The sequence below is a fragment of the Streptomyces sp. NPDC048258 genome (assembly GCF_043201995.1).
Lineage (GTDB): Bacteria > Actinomycetota > Actinomycetes > Streptomycetales > Streptomycetaceae > Streptomyces.
In genome coordinates this window covers 200924-219097 of sequence record NZ_JBICZH010000011.1, presented here as the reverse complement: position 1 = coordinate 219097, position 18174 = coordinate 200924, and the positions used below count along the sequence as shown (strand labels likewise).

Genomic DNA, 18174 nt, shown 5'->3' with positions numbered 1-18174 from the left:
GACCGCTATGACCCCTGGATCCAACCTGCCGCTCAATGCCGTCCGTGTGACGGTGGACGTGGCTGCCCCGGTGCGGCTCGACGTGTCGGGACTCCTCCTCACGGCGGACGGCAAGGTGCGCTCCGACGCCGACTTCATCTTCTACAACCAGCCCACCGGGCCCGGCATCGGTTACCGGTCCGGCGGCGGTTCGGCACCGGACTCGATCACCGTGGACACCGGCGCGCTGCCCCCGGGCATCGAGCGGATCGTGGTCACGGCCAGCCCCGACGCGGCCGGGCAGACCTTCCAGGGCGTCGAGCCCACCGCCACCGTGCGCAACGCGGACGGCGGCGCGGTGATCGCCACCTTCACCCCGCCGCAGCTGGGGGCCGAGACCGCGCTCGTCGTCGTCGAGATCTACCAGCGCGGCGGCGTGTGGAAGGTGCGCGCGGTCGGCCAGGGGTATGCGAACGGCCTCGCCGGGATCGCCACCGACTTCGGGGTCTCCGTGGACGACGAGCCGGCCGCAGCACCCGCCGCCGCGCCCGCGCCCGTCGCCCCGCCCGCGCCTCCGGCACCGCCCGCCCCGCCCGCCTCCTACCCGGCCTCCCCCTGGCTCGGCGGCGGCACGACACCTGCCGCCCCGCCGGTCCCCGCGGCCCCCGCTCCGGCGCCGGCCGCCGCCCCGCCCGCCGGCGGGAAGATCAACCTCGACAAGGGCCGGGTCAGCCTCCAGAAGAACCAGACGGTCTCCCTGGTCAAGGGCGGCCGCCCGCTGCTCTCCCAGGTCAAGATGGGTCTCGGCTGGGAGCCCGCGTTCCGCGGCCGGGACATCGACCTCGACGCCTCCGTCATCGCGTACGGCCCCCAGCGCAACCACATCGACAGCTGCTACTTCGGCAAGCTGTCGATCCTCGGCGGCGCGATCAAGCACTCGGGCGACAACCTGACGGGCGAGGGCGCGGGCGACGACGAGGTGATCGTCGTGGACCTGGGCCGGCTCCCCGCCGACGCGACGGGGCTGGTCTTCACGGTCAACTCCTTCTCCGGCCAGAAGTTCACCGAAGTGGCCAAGGCCTACTGCCGTTTGATCGACGCGGCGAGCGGCGAGGAGCTGGTGCGTTTCGACCTCACCGGCGCCGAGCCGCAGACCGGGGTCATGATGGCGAAGCTGATCAAACAGTTCACCGGCGAGTGGGAGATGACGGCCATGGGCGACTTTGTGAAGTCACGCACAGTGCGCGGCATGGTCAAGCCCGCCTCGCAGGCACTCTGAGCAGGTGGGCGGGCACAGAGGCGGCCATGGGGCCGGATCGCGGGTGATGGATGCCACGCGTAATCCGGAGGTGGCTGTCAGTGCCCGCCCGTAGCCTTGAACTCATGCATCAGTCACTCACCCCCGCGGGGCCCGCCCGCCCGTCCGCCGCCGAGGCGAACGAGGCGATACGGCACCTTGTCGAGACCCGGCTGGACGGCGAGTGGCCCTCGGAGGCGTATGAGTTCCTTCTCCTCGAATGGGCCGCGGCCTCCCGCGCGGAGGTTTCCGCGGCCCAGTAGGCCCGACTCCGGAGCCGGCGACGGCCCCGGAGCCCCGCCGGTACCGGCACTGCCGGTCCTGGCCCCGCCGGTCCTGGCCCCGCCGGTCGCGTGCGCAGGCGTCAGTGCGCGCGCCGCCACGGCCCGGTGATGGCCAGCATGATGCCCGGGTCCTGGATGTTGGCGTACAGCGTGCGCCCGTCCGGGGAGAAGCAGACACCGGTGAACTCGGAGTACTCCGGCTCCTCGGCGGTCCCGATGTTCAGCTCGTTGCGCGCCAGCGGGTAGGTGCGGCCCGATTCGGTCGCGCCGAACAGGTGCTGCAGGCCGGAGCCGTCCTCGGCGATGACCAGGCCTCCGTACGGCGACACGGTGATGTTGTCGGGGCCGTCGTAGCCGCCGTCCGCCGCCGGGTCCGCGTTGACCCCGATCAGGACGTTCAGCCGGATCGTGCGCCGCTTGGGGTCGTAGAACCACACCTGGCCGTCGTGCGCCGCGCCCGGGCTCTCCTCACGGGCGTAGGAGGAGACGAAGTACGCGCCGCCGTCGGCCCACCACATGCCCTCCAGCTTGCGCGCCCGCGTCACGGCACCGTCCGCGAACTGCTTGCGCACCGGCACGGTCCGCGCGTCGCGGTCCGCCACGTTCACCCAGTCGACCCCGTAGACGGTGCCGATCTTCGTGGCGCGCGAGAGGTCGTCGACGAACCGGCCCGAGCTGTCGATGCACTTGGCGGCCTGGAGCACGCCGGCGTCGGCGGAGAGGGTACGGAGCTTGCCGCGCCCGTGGCGGAAGCCGGCCGGCGGGGTCCAGCGGTAGAGCAGCCCGTTGGGGCCGGAGGCGTCCTCGGTCAGGTAGGCGTGGCCCTGGCGCGGGTCGATGACCACGGCCTCGTGCGCGTACCGCCCGAAGGCCTTGACCGGCCGCGGGTCACGGTTGGCGCGGCGGTCGTGCGGGTCGACCTCGAAGACGTAGCCGTGGTCCTTGGTCATGCCGTTCTTGCCGGCCAGGTCCTCGGTCTCCTCGCAGGTGAGCCAGGTGTCCCAGGGGGTGGAACCGCCCGCGCAGTTCGTCGACGTACCGGCGACGCCCACCCACTCGGCGATCTCGCCGCCGCGGCGGACCTCGACGACCGTGCAGCCGCCGGCCGCGGCCGGGTCGTAGACGAGGCCCTCGGTGAGCGGGACGGGGTGGGCCCAGTCCGCACGCTTGCCCTTGAGCTCGTGGTTGTTGACGAGGAGGGTGACCCTGCGGTGGCCCTCGAAGGCGGCGGTCCCGTCGTGGTTGGACGGGGTGATCTCGCCGGACTCCAGCTTGGTGACCCCGCTGTGCGTGATCACGCGGTACGTGAATCCGGCGGGGAGGGCGAGGAGGCCGGCCGGATCGGCGACGAGCGGACCGTAGCCGGGCTCGCAGGGCCGTCCGTGCTCGTCGCGGCGGGTGCTGTCGTCGGCCGCCAGCGCGCCCGGGGCGGTGGCCAGGGCGCCGACCGTCCCGGTGAGCGCGACTCCCGCGCCGGCGATGACGGTGCGGGCGGTGAAGTCTCTACGGCTGAGCGGCATCGGGTCTCCAGGGGTGGGGAGGTGGGTGCGCCTGTCGTGCGGTCGTCGGCGCACACGCTCCCGCCCGCACGTGAACGGCGGCTGAACTACCCACGAATACGATCGGACCCCTTGCCGGTGGGCGGAATGGCCAACTCCGGCCCAGGAACGGCTCGTTCCGATCCGCCCGGCCGCCGCTCTGCCACCGCCCTGCCACCGCCTTCCCGCCCGCCCCGTCACCGTCTTGCGGCCCCGCCCCCTCACGGCCGCCGGGAGCGCGCCTTGAACGCGGCCTTGCGGGCCTCCTTCGCCGCCTTCTTGTCCGGGTGCAGCCGCCCCATCGCCTCCAGGACGTACGCCGTCGCCGGGTGCTCCACCCGCCACACCTGCTCGAAGAACCCCGTGTGATGGGCGGTCAGGGTCTCCATCAGCAGCGGCAGCTCCTCGGTCTCCCCGTCGGCGGCCAGCTGCGCGGCGATCGTGTCGACCGTCAGCCAGAACACCATCGTCCCGTCCGGGGCCGGTACGTCGGCCGCCCCGCGCTCGGCCAGCCAGACCCGGGCGAGCCCGCCCAGCTCCGGGTCGCCCAGCACGGCGCGGACCGCGGGCTCGGCCTCCGGCCCGGCGGGTGCGAGGGCCTGCTGGCAGCGAAGCCGGCGCAGCGGGGCACCCTCGTCGTCACCGCGCGCGGCGTCCAGCAGTTCGGCGACGGCCGCGGGCAGGTCGCGGCCGGCCAGCCACGCCTCGATCTCGGCCTCGGCGGCGCTCTCGGGGTAGTAGGAGACGGCGTCGAGCAGCGCGTCCGCGCCCTTGCCGGCCATTTCGCCGACGGCTGGGGCCTCGACCCCGGCCTCCAGCATCCGGGCGCGGACCCCGTACAGCCCGAGCGGGGTCAGACGGACCATCCCGTAGCGGGAGACGTCCTCGTCGGTGTCGTCCCGGCCGGCGGCGGCGCCGGAGGCGATCTGCTCGTCGTCCGCCTCCGTCATCAGCTCCTCGTCGACGGGCCGGAACTCGACCAGCCCGATGGGCTCCAGCTGCCGGAACTGGTCGTCGAGGCGCATCATCGTGTCGGAGACCTGCTCGAGCACGGCGTCGGTGGGGTCGCCCATGCCGTCGGGCACCACCATGGACGCGGCGAGCACGGGCAGCGGAACCGGGCGGTCCGCCGCCCCGCCCTCGGAGACGGTGAGCAGGTAGAGGTTGGCGAGGACCGCGTCGAGGAAGTCCGCCTCGCGCCGCGGGTTCCAGTCCAGCTGGTCGAAGTCGATCTCGCCGCCCGCGTCCAGTGCGTCGACCAGGTCGTCCAGATCGGGCACGGCCGCGTCGGCCAGTACGGCGTCCAGCGCGGCCAGCCACAGGTCGAGTACGTCGCCGGGCGCGCCGCTCGTCACCAGCGCCAGGTCCTCGCCGGGCACGGCGGTACCGGACAGCTCCTCGCCGGCCTCGCCTTCCTCACCGCCCGCGCCTTCCTCGCCGGACTCTCCGCCCGCGGCTCCTGCGCCGCCCTCGCCACGCTCCTCCTCCTCCGGCTCGGTGACGTCGACGAGCCCGGTGTCCACGGCCACGCGCCAGGCCTGGCTCGCGTACACCGCGGAGTCCGGGTCGGCGGCGTCGAGGCCGAGCACCGTGGCGGCCTCGGGGAGCTGGGCGGCGACGAGTTCGCCGCCGATGTCGACGCGGGTGTCGGGTCCGGCCCAGCGGGCCAGCCGTACGGCGCGGGCGAACAGCGGGGCGACGAGGGCGTCGCGGGCCAGTTCCGCATCGGAGTGCAGCCGTACCGGCGGCAGCGTGGGGTGCGGCTCTGCGGACATGGGGCGGTTCTCCTCGCGGACGCGGTGGGGCGGGGTGGCACGGGACCGTGACGGCCTGTCGGTCGGTCGGTGGTCGGTCGCCGTCGGTCGGACGACAGACGGACAGACTGACGGACCGAAGGACTGACGGCCGACCTTGCCAGGCGACCCAGCGTAGACGCATTTCGGGCGGGTCCGGCGGGTCATCCCCTTTGGTTCATCCCACAGTCAGCTGCCGTATTCCCTGGAGGCCTTGACAACTTTGGCGGCCACACAGGAAATTGACGCGCGTAGATGTTTCGGGAGCCTCAACCCTCCCGCAGATCTCCTGCCGCAACACCGCCGTCTCCCTCATCCCACACCGGAGTTCCCGCTCATGCGTTCCTCGCATCCCCGTTCCGCCGCCGTCTCGGCCCTCGTCGCCACCGCGCTGGCCACCGGCCTGCTGGCGGGCTCCGCCGACGCGGCCGAAGGCTCCGCCGCCGGCCAGGTACGCGTCCACGACATCCAGGGCACCACCCGGATATCCCCGCTCGTCGGCAAGCAGGTCACCGATGTCGAGGGCATCGTGACGGGCGTGCGGACGTACGGCTCGCGCGGCTTCTGGATCCAGGACCCCGACGCCGACGACAACGCCGCCACCAGCGAGGGCGTGTTCGTCTTCACCAGCTCGGTCCCGACCGTCGCCGTGGGCGACGCGGTCAAGGTCTCCGGCACGGTCGGCGAGTACGTCCCGGGCGGCCTCAACTCGGGCAACCAGTCGGTGACCCAGATATCCAAGCCGGTCGTCACGGTGGTCTCCTCGGGCAACGCGCTGCCCGAGGCCGCCGCGATCAACGAGTACACGGTGCCCGCCGAGTACGCCCCGGCCGGCGACCCGGCCGCCGGCGGCAGCATCAACGGCCTGGCCCTGGACCCCTCGCGCTACGCCCTGGACTTCTACGAGTCCCTCGAGGGCATGAACGTCAAGATCGGCACCTCGCGCGTGGTCGGCGCCACCGACCCGTACTCGGAGCTGTGGGTCACCGTGAAGGGCTGGGAGAACACCGCCAAGCGCGGCGGGACGATCTACGGCTCCTACGAGTCCCAGAACACGGGCCGCCTCCAGATCCAGCAGCTCGCGCCCCTCGCGCAGCAGCCCTTCCCGGTGGCCAACGTCGGCGACAAGCTGACGGGCGTCACCGAGGGCCCGCTGGACTTCAACCAGTTCGGCGGCTACACCCTGGTGGCCCGCACCCTCGGCACCGTCAAGGCGGGCACCCTCGCCCCCGAGAAGACCAAGGCGCAGGCCGCGCAGGAGCTCGCGGTGGCCACGTACAACGTCGAGAACCTCGACCCCACCGACCCGCAGACGAAGTTCGACGCGCTGGCGAAGGCGGTCGTCGAGAACCTGGCCTCCCCCGACATCCTCGCCCTGGAGGAGATCCAGGACGACAACGGCGCCAAGAACGACGGCACGGTCTCGGCCGAGCAGACGCTGACCAAGTTCACCGCGGCGATCGCGGCGGCGGGCGGCCCGGCCTACCAGTGGCGGACCGTCAACCCGGAGGACAAGAAGGACGGCGGCGAGCCCGGCGGCAACATCCGCCAGGTCTTCCTCTTCAACCCGGAGCGGGTCTCCTTCACCGAGCGCGCCCCGGGCGACGCGGTGACGGCGACCGGCGTGGTCAAGGACAACGGCAAGGCCGCCCTGACCCACTCCCCCGGCCGGATCGACCCCGCGAACCCGGCGTGGGCCGACAGCCGCAAGCCCCTCGCCGGCGAGTTCGTCTTCCGCGGCAAGACGGTCTTCGTGATCGCCAACCACTTCGGCTCCAAGGGCGGCGACGAGGGCCTGACCTCGCACCACCAGCCGCCGGTGCGCTCCTCGGAGGCCAAGCGGCTGCTCCAGGCGCAGGCCGTGAACGGCTTCGTGAAGGAGATCCTGGCGGCGGAGAAGAACGCGAACGTCCTCGTCCTCGGTGACATCAACGACTTCGAGTTCTCGGCGACGACGGACGCGCTGGCCGACGGCGGGGCGCTGTACCCGGCGATCAAGTCGCTGCCGAAGGCGGAGCGGTACTCGTACGTCTTCCAGGGCAACGCGCAGGTGCTGGACCAGATCCTGACCAGCCCGGCGATCAAGCACTTCACGTACGACAGCGTGCACATCAACGCCGAGTTCGCGGACCAGAACAGCGACCACGACCCGCAGGTGCTGCGCTTCAAGCCGTAGCGGTAGCGGTAGCGGTAGTCATGGCCGTACCGGTCGCCGTCGTGGTGGCCGTACGTACCTCCTGAGACCGCAGAGGGCCCGGACGCCGTCCCGTCCGGGTCCTCTGCCACACTCCTGGCCATGATCTTCCGTATGGCCACGCGCGAGGACCTGCCCGCCGTACTCGCCCTGCTGGCCGACGAGGACCGGGTCGTGGACCCGGCTTCGATCGTCGTCGACGAGGCGCAGGAGCGGGCCTTCGCCGCCATCGGGGCGGACGCGCGCAACGAGATGCTGGTCCTGACGGACGACGACGGCGCGGCGGTACTGGGCTGCCTCCAGTTGACGTACATCCCGGGCCTGGGCCAGAACGGCCGGGACCGGGCGCTGGTGGAGGCGGTACGGATCCGCGCGGACCGGCGGGGCGGGGGACTGGGGGCGGAGCTGATGAAGCTGGCCGCGGACCGGGCCCGCGAGCGCGGCTGCGGCCTGGTCCAGCTGACGAGCAACAAGCGGCGCACGGCGGCGCACCGGTTCTACGAGCGGCTGGGCTTCGCGCGCAGCCACGAGGGCTTCAAGCTGCACCTGGAGTCGTAGGGGCTTCGCAGCGCGGGGTCGTTCCCGGACAAGGTGGGGACTTTCGACCCTGGCGTGACGCTCGACACATCTCTACCGAATCGACCTCTTGTGGTGTTGAGTGTCTGCACGCCCGATCTTGTGCCGCCTTGTACCCCGCACTCGCCGGAGGACCGCGTGTTCCCCTCCATCCCGCTCGCCCAGGAAATCGGCCTCGCCGTCCTGTTCGTGGCCGCTCTCGTCTGGGTCGCCGGCCTCGGCCAGATGCTGTGGGACAACCGCTTCCACCACCCGGAGCCGGCCGCGTACGAGGGCCTGCCGGTGATTCCCGCCCAGCGCACCGCGGCCGCGCACCCGATGGAGTCGGTGGAGCTGACCGAGGCGGAACGGCAGGCCTTCGCGGGTCTGATCCGCACGCTCCCGCCGCGCTGACCGGCCCATGACGCCACATCAAGCGGATGCCTCGTAGATCCCCGCGCGAGCTGAGGGTCACCGTGCCCGAAAGCCAAAGCCATGCGGTGAGCACGCTGCTCATCAGCGCGTGTCCTGGGCCGCCGGCATGTACTGCCGTGCACACATACCTCTTCGTCGACGGCCTCGACGTGGTGGCGCGCAGCGATAGCAGGATGGCCGGCCTCGACCCGAGGCAACTCCTCCGCCCAGGCGGACCGCTCTATCCGACGGATATGCCGCGCACGGTGGACCTGGCAGCCGAGGAGCAGCCCGAGCCAGGGCCGGGCAGGCTGGCCATCCGGGTCCGGCTCCGGGGCGAGACGGTCATCTGGTCCGACGTGATGTGCCCGGGCCCCGATGGCGGGGCCATCGAGGAGGTTCACTTCCGCCTGGGGCAGTACCTGGGCGAGGTCGAGCGAGCATACGCGGCGTTGCAAAGCCGGCCCTGACCACAGCTGAGCGCCCTCCCCGGGCCTTCGCGGGGCCGTGGGAGGGCGCTCAGTGGTGGCCAATGCCGACGACTGGCGACAGCCCAGCCGCAGGTCAGCGCGTTGGTCGGTTGCTCAGCCGCAGGTCAGGGCGGCCGGGCGTCAGTTGTGGCTGTGCAGGACCTCGTTCAGGCCGCCCCAGGTCGCCTTGTACGGGCGGGCCTCGACGGCGCCGGTGACCGAGTTGCGGCGGAAGAGGATGTTGTTGGCGCCCGAGAGCTCCAGGGCCTTGACGATCTGGCCGTCCGGGAGGGTGACGCGGGTGCCCGCGGTCACGTAGAGGCCGGCCTCGACGACGCACTCGTCGCCGAGCGCGATGCCGACGCCCGCCTCGGCGCCGATCAGGGTGCGCTTGCCGATCGAGATGATCTGCTTGCCGCCGCCCGAGAGGGTGCCCATGGTGGAGGCGCCGCCGCCGATGTCGGAGCCGTCGCCGACCACGACACCCGCGGAGATGCGGCCCTCGACCATGGAGGTGCCCAGGGTGCCGGCGTTGAAGTTGACGAAGCCCTCGTGCATGACGGTGGTGCCCTCGGCGAGGTGCGCGCCGAGGCGGACGCGGTCCGCGTCGGCGATGCGCACGCCCTTGGGGGCGACGTAGTCCGTCATCCGGGGGAACTTGTCGATCGAGGTGACCTGGAGGTGCAGGCCCTCGGCGCGCGCGTTGAGGCGGACGGTCTCGACCTGGTCGACCGCGACCGGGCCCAGCGAGGTCCAGGCCACGTTCGTCAGCAGGCCGAAGACGCCGTCGAGGTTCTGGCCGTGCGGCTTGACCAGGCGGTGGCTGAGCAGGTGCAGACGCAGGTACGCGTCGTGCGCGTCCAGCGGCTTGTCCTCCAGGGAGGAGATCACCGTACGGACGGCCACGACCTCGACGCCCCGGACCGCGTCCTGGCGGATCGCCTTCGACGCGGCGGCGCCCAGCAGCTCCACGGCCTGCTCGGCGGTGAGGCGCTCGGTGCCGGCCGGGCCGGGCTCGGCGACCAGCTCGGGAGCGGGGAACCAGGTGTCGAGGACGGTGCCGTCGGCGGTGATGGTGGCAAGTCCGGCGGCGACGGCGCCGGTGGTACGCGTAGCAGTCATGCCAGAAACCTAACCGGCGACGGCCCGCGGTCGCGAACCGGTCTCATGTGCCGGTCGCGCAGCGTGTCGCGCATCCCCTCGCACATCCCCTCGCGCCGCTTGTCGCGCCTGCCGGGCCCACACCCAGAACAGCGCCCCGCCCGCCCCCGCCGCGAGCCCCGCGCACAGCGGCCACAGCAGCCCGGGCGCGGCGGCGTACAGGGCTCCGCCCAGCGGCGGGCCGAGGACGACCCCGCTGACCGAGACCCCCGCGTACAGGCTCTGGAACCGGCCGATGGCGTGCTCGGGCGCCTGGTCGGCCACGTAGGCGGTGGCGGTGGTCTTGTACAGGATCTCCCCGAGGCTCAGCAGGACCATCATCGCCACGGCGCTCGCGATCCCGGCGCCGAGCAGCAGCGCCGCGTACCCGGCTCCGACCAGCACCAGCCCGGTGCCGATGACGGGCAGCGCCGGCCGCTCGCGCAGCGCGACGGCGGCGGGCAGCTCCAGCAGCAGGATCACCCCGCCGTTGAGGGCGATGACGAGGCCGAAGGCTCGCGCGTCCAGGCCGTGGTCGGCGAGGAAGACGGGGAAGGCCGAGTACTGCTGGCGGTAGACGAGGTCGGTGACCAGGATCGCGCCGAGCAGCACCAACACGGCGGGCCGGGCCCGCAGTTCGCCCCACAGCCCCCGGCCCCGGTCCCGGTCCCGGCCCCCGTCGGCGGCGGCGGCGGGGGTGCGGGAGGCGCCGCGCGCCGGGACGACGCGGGCGGTCCAGAGGGCGAAGAAGAGGGTGCCGAGGCCGTCGCCGACGAAGAGCCAGTCGTACGAGAGTCCGGTCGCGACCAGGGCGCCCAGCGGCGGGCCGAGGGTGAACCCGCCGTTGGAGACGCAGCGTACGACGGCGAAGGCCTGGCGGCGAGCCCCCTCCGGGACGGTGACGGCGACCAGCGCGGAGTTGGCGGCCCGCACCACCCCGGAGGCGTACTGGGCGAGCGGCAGGGCCGCGTACAGCAGTGGGGTGGGCAGCAGCGGGAACGCCATCAGGGCGAGTCCGCCCAGGGTGGACGCGGCGAGCAGCACCCGGCGGTGGCCGAAGCGGTCGCCGTACCACCCGCCGGTGAAGTTGCCCGCGACCAGGCCGATTCCGCCGATGCCGGTGACCAGGCCCGCCTGGGCGGTGCCGAGGCCGCGCGGGCCGGTCAGGTAGAGGAAGACGAAGACGAACGTGAAGCTGACGACGGCGTTGACGAAGACCCCCGCAGCCAGCAGCCACACAGTCCTCGGTACGTCCTTGAACCCCTGCAGCACACCCGTGTCCCCCGTATCGCGAAGCGAGTAAGTTCCTTTTGGGAACGGACTATGTCAGCATGACAGCCTTGGGTCAACGGACAAAGGAGTGCCCATGGCCCAGCGCACGCACCTCGGCGACGCGGACTGCTCCATCGCCCAGGCCCTCGACGTGGTGGGCGACTGGTGGACGCTGCTGATCGTGCGCGACACCGCGCGCGGTCTGCACCGCTTCGACGAGCTCCAGCGCGAGCTGGGGATGTCCCGGAAGGTCCTGGCCGAGCGGCTGAAGCTGCTGGTCGAGGCCGGGGTGCTGACGCGCGAGCCGTACCAGGAACGTCCGGTGCGGCACGAGTACCGGCTGACCCCGCGCGGGCGGGGGCTGCTGCCGGTGCTGGTGGCCCTCCAGGACTGGGGGGACAGCTGGATCCTGGGAGAGGGAGAGATGACGGCGACGACCGGGGAGGCCTCACGGGAGGCGGAACGGGTGCACGCGCTGCGCGGCACCCGGCTGCCGGAGCTGGTCCTGCCGGACCGTTTCGGCGAGCTCCGCGACCCGGTCGCGGACAGCGCGTTCACGGTCCTGTACTGCTTCCCGGGCGCGTACGCGCGCGCCGAGTCCTATCCGCCCGGCTGGGCCGGGATCCCGGGTGCCAAGGGCTGCACGTTCGAGTCGTGCACCTACCGCGACCAGCTCGCGGAGTTCACCGCGGCCGGCGCCACCGTGCACGGGGTGTCGACCCAGCGCCCGGACGAGCAGCGGGAGTTCGCGGAGCGGGAGCGGCTGCGCTTCCCGCTCCTCTCGGACGCGGATCTCGCCCTGACGGCGGCGCTGCGGCTGCCGACGTTCCGCGCGGCGGGCGTGACCCGGATCAAGCGGCTGACCCTGGTCCTGGACCGCGACCGCACCGTGCGCGAGGTCTTCTACCCGATCCAGGACATCGAAGCGAGCGTCCAGGCAGCGTTGGCGGCGGTCCGCGCGGGCAAGCCGTAGCCGGTCGGCTCGCCGCTGCTAGGCCGGAGGCAGGACGCGGCTCAGGATCTCGCGGGCGTACGGCTCGTCGTACTCGGCGTCCGTCAGGAGGACCTGGAGGCTGATGCCGTCCATGAGGGCGACCAGGGCGCGGGCCGTCACCGGGTCGGTCCACGGTGCCAGGGCCGCCGCGACGGACTCGCACCACTCCGCCGCCACCGGCCGCAGCGCCGGGCGGCGCAGGGCCGCCAGGTAGAGCTCGTACTCCAGCTCGGCCCGGCCCCGGTCGGCCGACAGGGTCTCCCCCAGCAGCCGCGCCAGCGCACCCGCGAGGTCCTCGCCCTCCCGCACGGCCAGGGCCGGGGCGAAAGCCTCGCCGGCCTGCCGCAGGGCCGCCATCAGCAGGTCGTCCAGGGTCTTGAAGTGGTACGTGGTCGACCCGAGCGGTACGTCGGCCTCCGCCGCCGCGCTGCGGTGGCTCAGCCCCGCGATGCCCTTGGCGGCCACCACCCGGATCGCCGCGTCGATGATCCGCTGCCGCCGCTCGGGGTCGTACCTGCGCACGCCGGGGGCCATCAGTGCGCGCCGCCCAGATTCAGCAGCACCACGCCGCCGATCACCAGCGCGATCCCGGCGATCTTCGCGGCGGTGGCCGCCTCCCCCATGAACACCATCCCTATGGCGGCGATCGCGGCCGTCCCGACCCCGGCCCATATCGCGTACGCCGTGCCCACCGACATCGTCTTCAGCGTCTGCGCGAGCAGGGTGAAGGCGATGACGTAGCCCAGCAGCGTGCCCAGCGAGGGCCACAGCTTCGTGAAGCCGTCGCTGTACTTCATGGCGGTGGTCCCGGCGACCTCGGCGGCGATGGCCGCGGCAAGCAGTGCGTAAGGCATGTGTACAAGGGTACACAACGATGTGTACAGCCGTACACACGCAGCACCCGGGACTCCTGCGCCCTCCGGCGCTACCCTGTCCGCCTCCTGGGACGCGTCCCCGGAGCTCCCGGCAGACGGAGGGCCCGCGCATGGCGCAGCACTGGACCCATCGGGGCGGCGGCTGGCTGGCCCCGCGTTCTCCACGGCCCGGGGTGATACCCCTGCGCCCACTGGGACCGCGGGACATCCTCGACGGGACCCTCACCACCCTGGGCCGGTACGGCGGCCGGCTGCTCGGCGCGCTGCTGCTGGGCCAGCTGGCCGGGCTGCTCCCGCTCGCCGCCGTAGCCGGGGCGGCCACCCTCGCCTCCCTCAGCCGCACCGCCGGCAGCCGGGTGTTCGTCTACACGCTCGTCCCCGCCCTCGCCCTGTTCCTGCTGTTCTGCTGGGCGCTGGCCACCGCCCTGACCGCTGCGCTGCTCCGGCCGGCCGTGCTCGGCCGGCCCGTCACCACGCTCGGGCTGTTACGGGCCGCCGCGCCCCGGATCCCGGCCGTGTTCGGGTCCCGGCTGCTGGTCCTGCTCGCCGCCGCGGGCCCCGGCGCGGCCGCCCTCGCCGCGGGCCTCCCGCCGCTCGCGCTGCTCCCCCTCGCCCCCGTCGCCCTGTGGCTCGGGGTCCTGCTCGCCCTGGCGCCCACGGCCGCCGGGTACGAGGGGCTCGGCCCGGTGGCGGCCCTGCGCCGCTCGGCCCGCCTGGTGCGGGGGGCCTGGTGGCGGACCTTCGCCATCACGGTCCCGGCCGGGGCGCTCGCGCTGGGCGCCGCGTACGCCGTCCCGTTGCGGTTCGGCGTCCTCGGCGCCCTGCTCGCCCCGGCCCTGCTGACCGTCCCGCAGCCGGCTTGCGGCCTGCTCTACATGGACCGGCTGCTGCGCCGCGAACCGGGGATCACCCCAGGGTGAACCAGGCCGCGCGGGCCTTCTTCCACTCCGGGTGCGTCAGGTCCTTGGCCTCGACACCGTCCCCGTACAGGTCCGCGGACCCGCTGTCGGTGATCAGCTGCACCCGCGCGCCCGGCGCCAATAGGTCGGGCACGTCGACCACGGCCTCCCAGCCGCCGGGGTCGGTGGTCGGCAGGTCGGCCCGCTTGACCGGGGCGTGGCCGGGTACGCCGTCCCACTGGTAGAGCGCGTACGGGTCACTGTTGTCGTCGGCGGCGAAGGAGCCGGCCAGGATCAGGTACTGGTCGGCGGCGTTCTTCCGGATGTCACGGACGGCGAGTCCGCCGAGGTTCATCTCGATCGCTTCGCCGAAGACGGGCTCGGCACCGCTCTCCAGGACCCGGTCGATGTTGGTGACGGGAACGATCAGCGCCTTGCCGCCGGGGACGACCGGCGCCAGCGGGGCCCGGAAGCCCAGGTACGCGGTGGTCGTGGAGCCGGGCGCGAACTCCAGCCCCTCCACGTTGAACCCGTCGATCTGCTTGGGAACTTCGCCCGCCGCGGTACCGGCCGCGAAGCCGTAGCGGTTCCCGTGCGCCGCGTCCCAGGCCACCAGGTCCTCGCGCAGGCCCTTGTAGGCGCTGCCGAAGACGACCTCGGTCCCGGCGCCGGAGCCGGTGATCCTCGTCGTGAAGACGGTGTTCCGCTCGGCCTTGTACTTGCCGTCCTTGTTGTTGCCCAGCGAGCCCGTCCAGTAGACGGTGTCACCGACCCGGGCGGCGGCCTCGATGTCGGCCTCCTTCTTCAGGCCCAGCGGGGCACCGAGGTCCCAGGTCTTCACCGGGGCGCCCGAGCGGGAGCGGTCGTACAGGCGCAGCACGTTGGACTCGTCGTCGGCGACGATCACGTATCCGCCGCCCACGTCCACGGCGGCCGAGGCGTCCGAGGAACCGGTCAGGTAGCGCGTGCCCAGGCCGCTGCCCACGCGCGCGGAGGCCGCGTAGGAGAGGGTGGCCGTGGCGGTCCTCCCGCCGCGCCCGGTGACCTCCAGGGTGAGGTCGGTGTAGCCCTGCCCGCGGGCCTGCACCGTCAGGCGCCGGTCGCCCTCGCGGGTGCGCTCCTGCCGTACGTCGCCCACGCCCGCGACGGCCGGATTACTGGAGGACACCACCCTGAGCCGCAGAAATCCGGCCGGCACACCGGCCTGCTCGACGTCCGCCGTCACGGCCGGGTCCCCGTACGCGCCCACCGCACCGCTCAGGTGCGTGGCGGACAGCGAGACGGTCACGGCGGCGGCCTCCGGGAGCACGGCTCCCGCCGCCGCGGGAGCGGTCAGCCCCGCGAGGAGCAGGGCCGCGGCCCCTGCGGCGCCCGCGGCGCCCCAGCGGCGCGCCGGTGAAAGGCCAACGGTCACGGAAGGTCCTCTCGTGGTCTGCGTCACGTCGTGACGGCCGTCGAGAAGATTCCGCCACCATGGCCAACTCCGCGTGCACGTCATCCGTCCACCCGGAGAACAGCGGACCGGAAAACAGCGGACCGGAGGAGAGCCCGGCGGAAAACAGGGAGGGCCCCCGGCACGACCGTGCCGGGGGCCCTCACATGCGTGTGATCAGACGTTGAAGCCGAGCGCGCGGAGCTGCTCACGACCATCGTCCGTGATCTTGTCCGGGCCCCACGGGGGCATCCAGACCCAGTTGATGCGAAGTTCGCTGACGATGCCGTCCGTCGCCGACTTCGCCTGGTCCTCGATGACGTCCGTCAGCGGGCAGGCCGCCGAGGTCAGGGTCATGTCGAGGGTGGCGATGTTCGCGTCGTCGATGTGGATGCCGTAGATCAGGCCCAGGTTGACGACGTCGATGCCCAGCTCGGGGTCGACCACGTCGTAGAGGGCCTCGCGGACCTCTTCCTCGGTGGCCGGCTTGATCGACGCCTCGGGCGTCGCGTTCTCGGTCATGCCGTCTTCCTCTCCGCGTCGCCCAGTGCCTGGGCGGTCGCGTCCTTCCACGCCATCCAGCTCAGCAGAGCACACTTCACACGCGCCGGATACTTGGAGACGCCGACGAACGCGACCGCGTCCTCCAGCACCTCCTCCATCTCCTCCGTCGGCTCCAGCTTGCCCTTGGACTGCATCATCTCCAGGAACACGCCCTGGATCTTCTGCGCCTCGGCCAGCTGCTTGCCGACGAGCAGCTCGTTCAATACGGACGCGCTGGCCTGGCTGATGGAGCAGCCCTGGCCCTCGTACGAGACATCGGTCAGCGTCTCGCCGTCGTACTTCACGCGCAGCGTGATCTCGTCACCGCACGTCGGGTTGACGTGGTGCACCTCGGCGTCGCCGTCGCGCAGGCCACGTCCGTGCGGGTGCTTGTAGTGGTCCAGGATCAGTTCCTGGTACATCGAATCCAGCTTCACAGCGTCCTCGTCAGCCTCATCGTCGTCGACTCGCCGGTCATCCGAAGAAGTTCCGTACGTGCTCCAGCCCGTCGATCAGCGCGTCGACATCGGACGGAGAGGAGTACAGGTAGAAAGACGCTCGAGTCGTCGCCGGAATTCCGTAGCGCAGGCAGACCGGGCGCGCGCAGTGGTGTCCCACGCGGACCGCGATGCCCTGCTCGTCCAGCACCTGGCCGACGTCGTGCGGGTGGATGTCGCCGAGCACGAAGGAGATCGCGGCGCCGCGGTCCTCGGCCGTGGTGGGGCCGATGATCCGCAGGTCGGGCACCTCGGCGAGGCGCTTGATCGCATACTCGGTGATCGCGTGCTCATGCGCGGCGATCTTGTCCATGCCGATCGCGGTCAGGTAGTCCACGGCCGCGCCGAGGCCGACGGCCTGGGCGATCGGGGGCGTACCCGCCTCGAACTTGTGGGGCGCCGGAGCGTAGGTCGAGGCGTGCATCGACACGGTCTCGATCATCTCGCCGCCGCCGAGGAACGGAGGCAGGTCCTCCAGCAGCTCCTGGCGGCCCCAGAGGACGCCGATGCCGGTCGGGCCGCACATCTTGTGGCCGGTGAAGGCCACGAAGTCGGCGCCGAGCGCCTGCACGTCCAGCGGCATGTGCGGGGCGGCCTGGGAGGCGTCGATCAGCACCAGGGCGCCGACGTCCTGGGCGCGCCGGACGATCGCCTCGACCGGGTTGATCGTGCCCATGATGTTGGAGACCAGCGTGAAGGAGACGATCTTCGTCTTCTCCGTGATGACCTCTTCGATGTTGGACAGGTCGAGCCGGCCGTCGTCGGTGAGGCCGAACCACTTCAGCTTCGCGCCGGTGCGCTGCGAGAGCAGCTGCCACGGGACGATGTTGGAGTGGTGCTCCATCTCCGTGATGGCGATCTCGGTCTCGCGGTCGACCCGGTAGGGCTCGTCCGCCCAGCCGAGCATGTTCGCGACCAGGTTGAGCGACTCCGAGGCGTTCTTGGTGAAGATCACCTCGTCGCGGCTCGGCGCGTTGATGAAGGCGGCGACCTTGTCGCGAGCGCCCTCGTACAGCGCCGTGGCCTCCTCGGCGAGCACGTGCACGCCGCGGTGGACGTTGGCGTTGTGCTGCTCGTAGTACTCGTTCAGCGCGTCGAGCACCTGGCGCGGCTTCTGCGAAGTCGCCGCGTTGTCCAGGTAAACGATCTTCTTCCCGTCGTGGACCACACGATCCAGCAGGGGGAAGTCCTTGCGGATCGCCTCGATGTCGAGGAGGCCAGGCAGCTGTGTCACGCGGTCGCGCCACCCTTCGTGCTGTACGCCTCGTAGCCTTCCGCCTCCAGCTTGTCGGCGAGCTCGGCACCGCCGGACTCGACGATGCGGCCTTCCGAGAAGACGTGGACGAAGTCGGGCTTGATGTAGCGGAGGATCCGCGTGTAGTGCGTGATCAGCAGCGTGCCGACCTCACCGGTCGCGCGGACGCGGTTGACGCCCTCGGAGACCTGGCGCAGCGCGTCGACGTCGAGGCCGGAGTCGGTCTCGTCGAGGATCGCGATCTTCGGCTTCAGGAGCTCCAGCTGCAGGATCTCGTGGCGCTTCTTCTCACCGCCGGAGAAGCCCTCGTTGACGTTGCGCTCGGCGAAGGCCGGGTCCATCTGGAGCTGCTCCATCGCGGACTTGACCTCCTTCACCCAGGTACGCAGCTTCGGGGCCTCGCCGCGGATGGCGGTGGCCGAGGTGCGCAGGAAGTTGGAGACCGAGACGCCGGGGACCTCGACCGGGTACTGCATGGCGAGGAAGACGCCGGCGCGGGCGCGCTCGTCGACGGTCATCTCCAGGACGTCCTCGCCGTCGAGGGTCACGGTGCCACCGGTGATGGTGTACTTCGGGTGACCGGCGAGCGAGTACGCCAGGGTGGACTTGCCGGAGCCGTTCGGACCCATGATGGCGTGCGTCTCACCCTGCTTGACGGTGAGGTCGACGCCCTTGAGGATCTCGCGGGCGCCGTTCTCGGCCTCGACGGAGACGTGCAGGTCGTGGATTTCAAGCGTTGCCAT

19 protein-coding genes are annotated in these 18174 nt (G+C 72.0%); 8 read left to right on the top strand and 11 right to left on the bottom strand.

Annotated features, from left to right (window positions below):
• Window positions 1-7 precede the first annotated feature (7 nt).
• Window positions 8-1258: a TerD family protein gene (locus ACGFYQ_RS25190; RefSeq protein ID WP_393747483.1), complete on the top strand. Its 1251-nt coding sequence runs from the start codon at window positions 8-10 to the stop codon at window positions 1256-1258.
• Window positions 1259-1362: 104 nt separating this feature from the next.
• Complete coding sequence (locus tag ACGFYQ_RS25185; protein ID WP_393747481.1) at window positions 1363-1539, top strand: hypothetical protein; 177 nt, start codon at window positions 1363-1365, stop codon at window positions 1537-1539.
• 101 nt (window positions 1540-1640) lie between these two features.
• On the opposite strand, the gene ACGFYQ_RS25180 is transcribed toward ACGFYQ_RS25185, so the two are convergent.
• Window positions 1641-3080, bottom strand: coding sequence for an alkaline phosphatase PhoX (locus ACGFYQ_RS25180; protein WP_393747479.1), 1440 nt, complete (start codon window positions 3078-3080; stop codon window positions 1641-1643).
• 239 nt (window positions 3081-3319) lie between these two features.
• Window positions 3320-4873, bottom strand: a complete 1554-nt coding sequence (locus ACGFYQ_RS25175; protein ID WP_393747477.1) for a hypothetical protein — start codon at window positions 4871-4873, stop codon at window positions 3320-3322.
• A 355-nt stretch (window positions 4874-5228) separates the two neighbouring features.
• Between ACGFYQ_RS25175 and ACGFYQ_RS25170 the strand changes: the two genes are divergently transcribed.
• The 4 genes from ACGFYQ_RS25170 (at window position 5229) to ACGFYQ_RS25155 (ending at window position 8524) form a co-directional block, all read left to right on the top strand.
• Window positions 5229-7067, top strand: coding sequence for an endonuclease/exonuclease/phosphatase family protein (locus ACGFYQ_RS25170; protein ID WP_393747475.1), 1839 nt, complete (start codon window positions 5229-5231; stop codon window positions 7065-7067).
• Window positions 7068-7187: 120 nt separating this feature from the next.
• Window positions 7188-7643, top strand: coding sequence for a GNAT family N-acetyltransferase (locus ACGFYQ_RS25165; RefSeq protein WP_393747473.1), 456 nt, complete (start codon window positions 7188-7190; stop codon window positions 7641-7643).
• Between the two features lie 156 nt (window positions 7644-7799).
• On the top strand, window positions 7800-8054 hold the full coding sequence (locus ACGFYQ_RS25160; protein ID WP_393747471.1) for a hypothetical protein: 255 nt from the start codon (window positions 7800-7802) through the stop codon (window positions 8052-8054).
• An 86-nt stretch (window positions 8055-8140) separates the two neighbouring features.
• Window positions 8141-8524: a hypothetical protein gene (locus tag ACGFYQ_RS25155; protein ID WP_393747469.1), complete on the top strand. Its 384-nt coding sequence runs from the start codon at window positions 8141-8143 to the stop codon at window positions 8522-8524.
• A gap of 141 nt (window positions 8525-8665) precedes the next feature.
• On the opposite strand, the gene dapD is transcribed toward ACGFYQ_RS25155, so the two are convergent.
• Both dapD and ACGFYQ_RS25145 read right to left on the bottom strand, forming a co-directional pair.
• Window positions 8666-9646: a 2,3,4,5-tetrahydropyridine-2,6-dicarboxylate N-succinyltransferase gene (gene dapD / locus ACGFYQ_RS25150; protein ID WP_393747467.1), complete on the bottom strand. Its 981-nt coding sequence runs from the start codon at window positions 9644-9646 to the stop codon at window positions 8666-8668.
• A gap of 9 nt (window positions 9647-9655) precedes the next feature.
• Entirely contained in the window at window positions 9656-10933 is a 1278-nt protein-coding gene (locus ACGFYQ_RS25145; RefSeq protein WP_393747646.1) for an MFS transporter, read from the bottom strand.
• A 97-nt stretch (window positions 10934-11030) separates the two neighbouring features.
• Here ACGFYQ_RS25145 and ACGFYQ_RS25140 point away from each other — a divergent pair, with 97 nt between their 5' ends.
• Window positions 11031-11909, top strand: coding sequence for a winged helix-turn-helix transcriptional regulator (locus tag ACGFYQ_RS25140; protein WP_393747465.1), 879 nt, complete (start codon window positions 11031-11033; stop codon window positions 11907-11909).
• An 18-nt stretch (window positions 11910-11927) separates the two neighbouring features.
• Here ACGFYQ_RS25140 and ACGFYQ_RS25135 read toward each other — a convergent pair whose 3' ends face one another.
• Together ACGFYQ_RS25135 and ACGFYQ_RS25130 are read right to left on the bottom strand one after the other, a co-directional pair.
• On the bottom strand, window positions 11928-12464 hold the full coding sequence (locus ACGFYQ_RS25135; protein WP_393747463.1) for a TetR/AcrR family transcriptional regulator: 537 nt from the start codon (window positions 12462-12464) through the stop codon (window positions 11928-11930).
• Window positions 12464-12784, bottom strand: a complete 321-nt coding sequence (locus tag ACGFYQ_RS25130; protein ID WP_328925061.1) for a multidrug efflux SMR transporter — start codon at window positions 12782-12784, stop codon at window positions 12464-12466. Before ACGFYQ_RS25130 ends, ACGFYQ_RS25135 begins: the two co-directional genes overlap by 1 nt.
• A 131-nt stretch (window positions 12785-12915) precedes the next feature.
• Between ACGFYQ_RS25130 and ACGFYQ_RS25125 the strand changes: the two genes are divergently transcribed.
• A complete protein-coding gene (locus ACGFYQ_RS25125; RefSeq protein ID WP_393747460.1) occupies window positions 12916-13725 on the top strand; it encodes a hypothetical protein in 810 nt (269 codons plus the stop codon).
• On the opposite strand, the gene ACGFYQ_RS25120 is transcribed toward ACGFYQ_RS25125, so the two are convergent.
• From ACGFYQ_RS25120 to sufC, 5 genes are all read right to left on the bottom strand, one after another.
• Window positions 13712-15118, bottom strand: a complete 1407-nt coding sequence (locus ACGFYQ_RS25120) for a DUF3616 domain-containing protein (RefSeq protein ID WP_393747458.1) — start codon at window positions 15116-15118, stop codon at window positions 13712-13714. The two genes, ACGFYQ_RS25125 and ACGFYQ_RS25120, sit on opposite strands and share 14 nt — an antisense overlap.
• A gap of 195 nt (window positions 15119-15313) precedes the next feature.
• Window positions 15314-15658 (bottom strand): metal-sulfur cluster assembly factor, encoded by a 345-nt coding sequence (locus ACGFYQ_RS25115; protein WP_030009139.1) that lies wholly within the window; start codon window positions 15656-15658, stop codon window positions 15314-15316.
• Window positions 15655-16116 carry a Fe-S cluster assembly sulfur transfer protein SufU gene (gene sufU, locus ACGFYQ_RS25110; protein WP_393747457.1) on the bottom strand — a complete coding sequence of 154 codons (462 nt, stop codon included), beginning with the start codon at window positions 16114-16116 and terminating at the stop codon, window positions 15655-15657. Before sufU ends, ACGFYQ_RS25115 begins: the two co-directional genes overlap by 4 nt.
• A 37-nt stretch (window positions 16117-16153) precedes the next feature.
• Entirely contained in the window at window positions 16154-17410 is a 1257-nt protein-coding gene (locus ACGFYQ_RS25105) for a cysteine desulfurase (protein ID WP_393747456.1), read from the bottom strand.
• Window positions 17407-18174 carry a Fe-S cluster assembly ATPase SufC gene (sufC, locus tag ACGFYQ_RS25100; protein WP_266577883.1) on the bottom strand — a complete coding sequence of 256 codons (768 nt, stop codon included), beginning with the start codon at window positions 18172-18174 and terminating at the stop codon, window positions 17407-17409. The genes ACGFYQ_RS25105 and sufC overlap by 4 nt, the downstream gene beginning before the upstream one ends.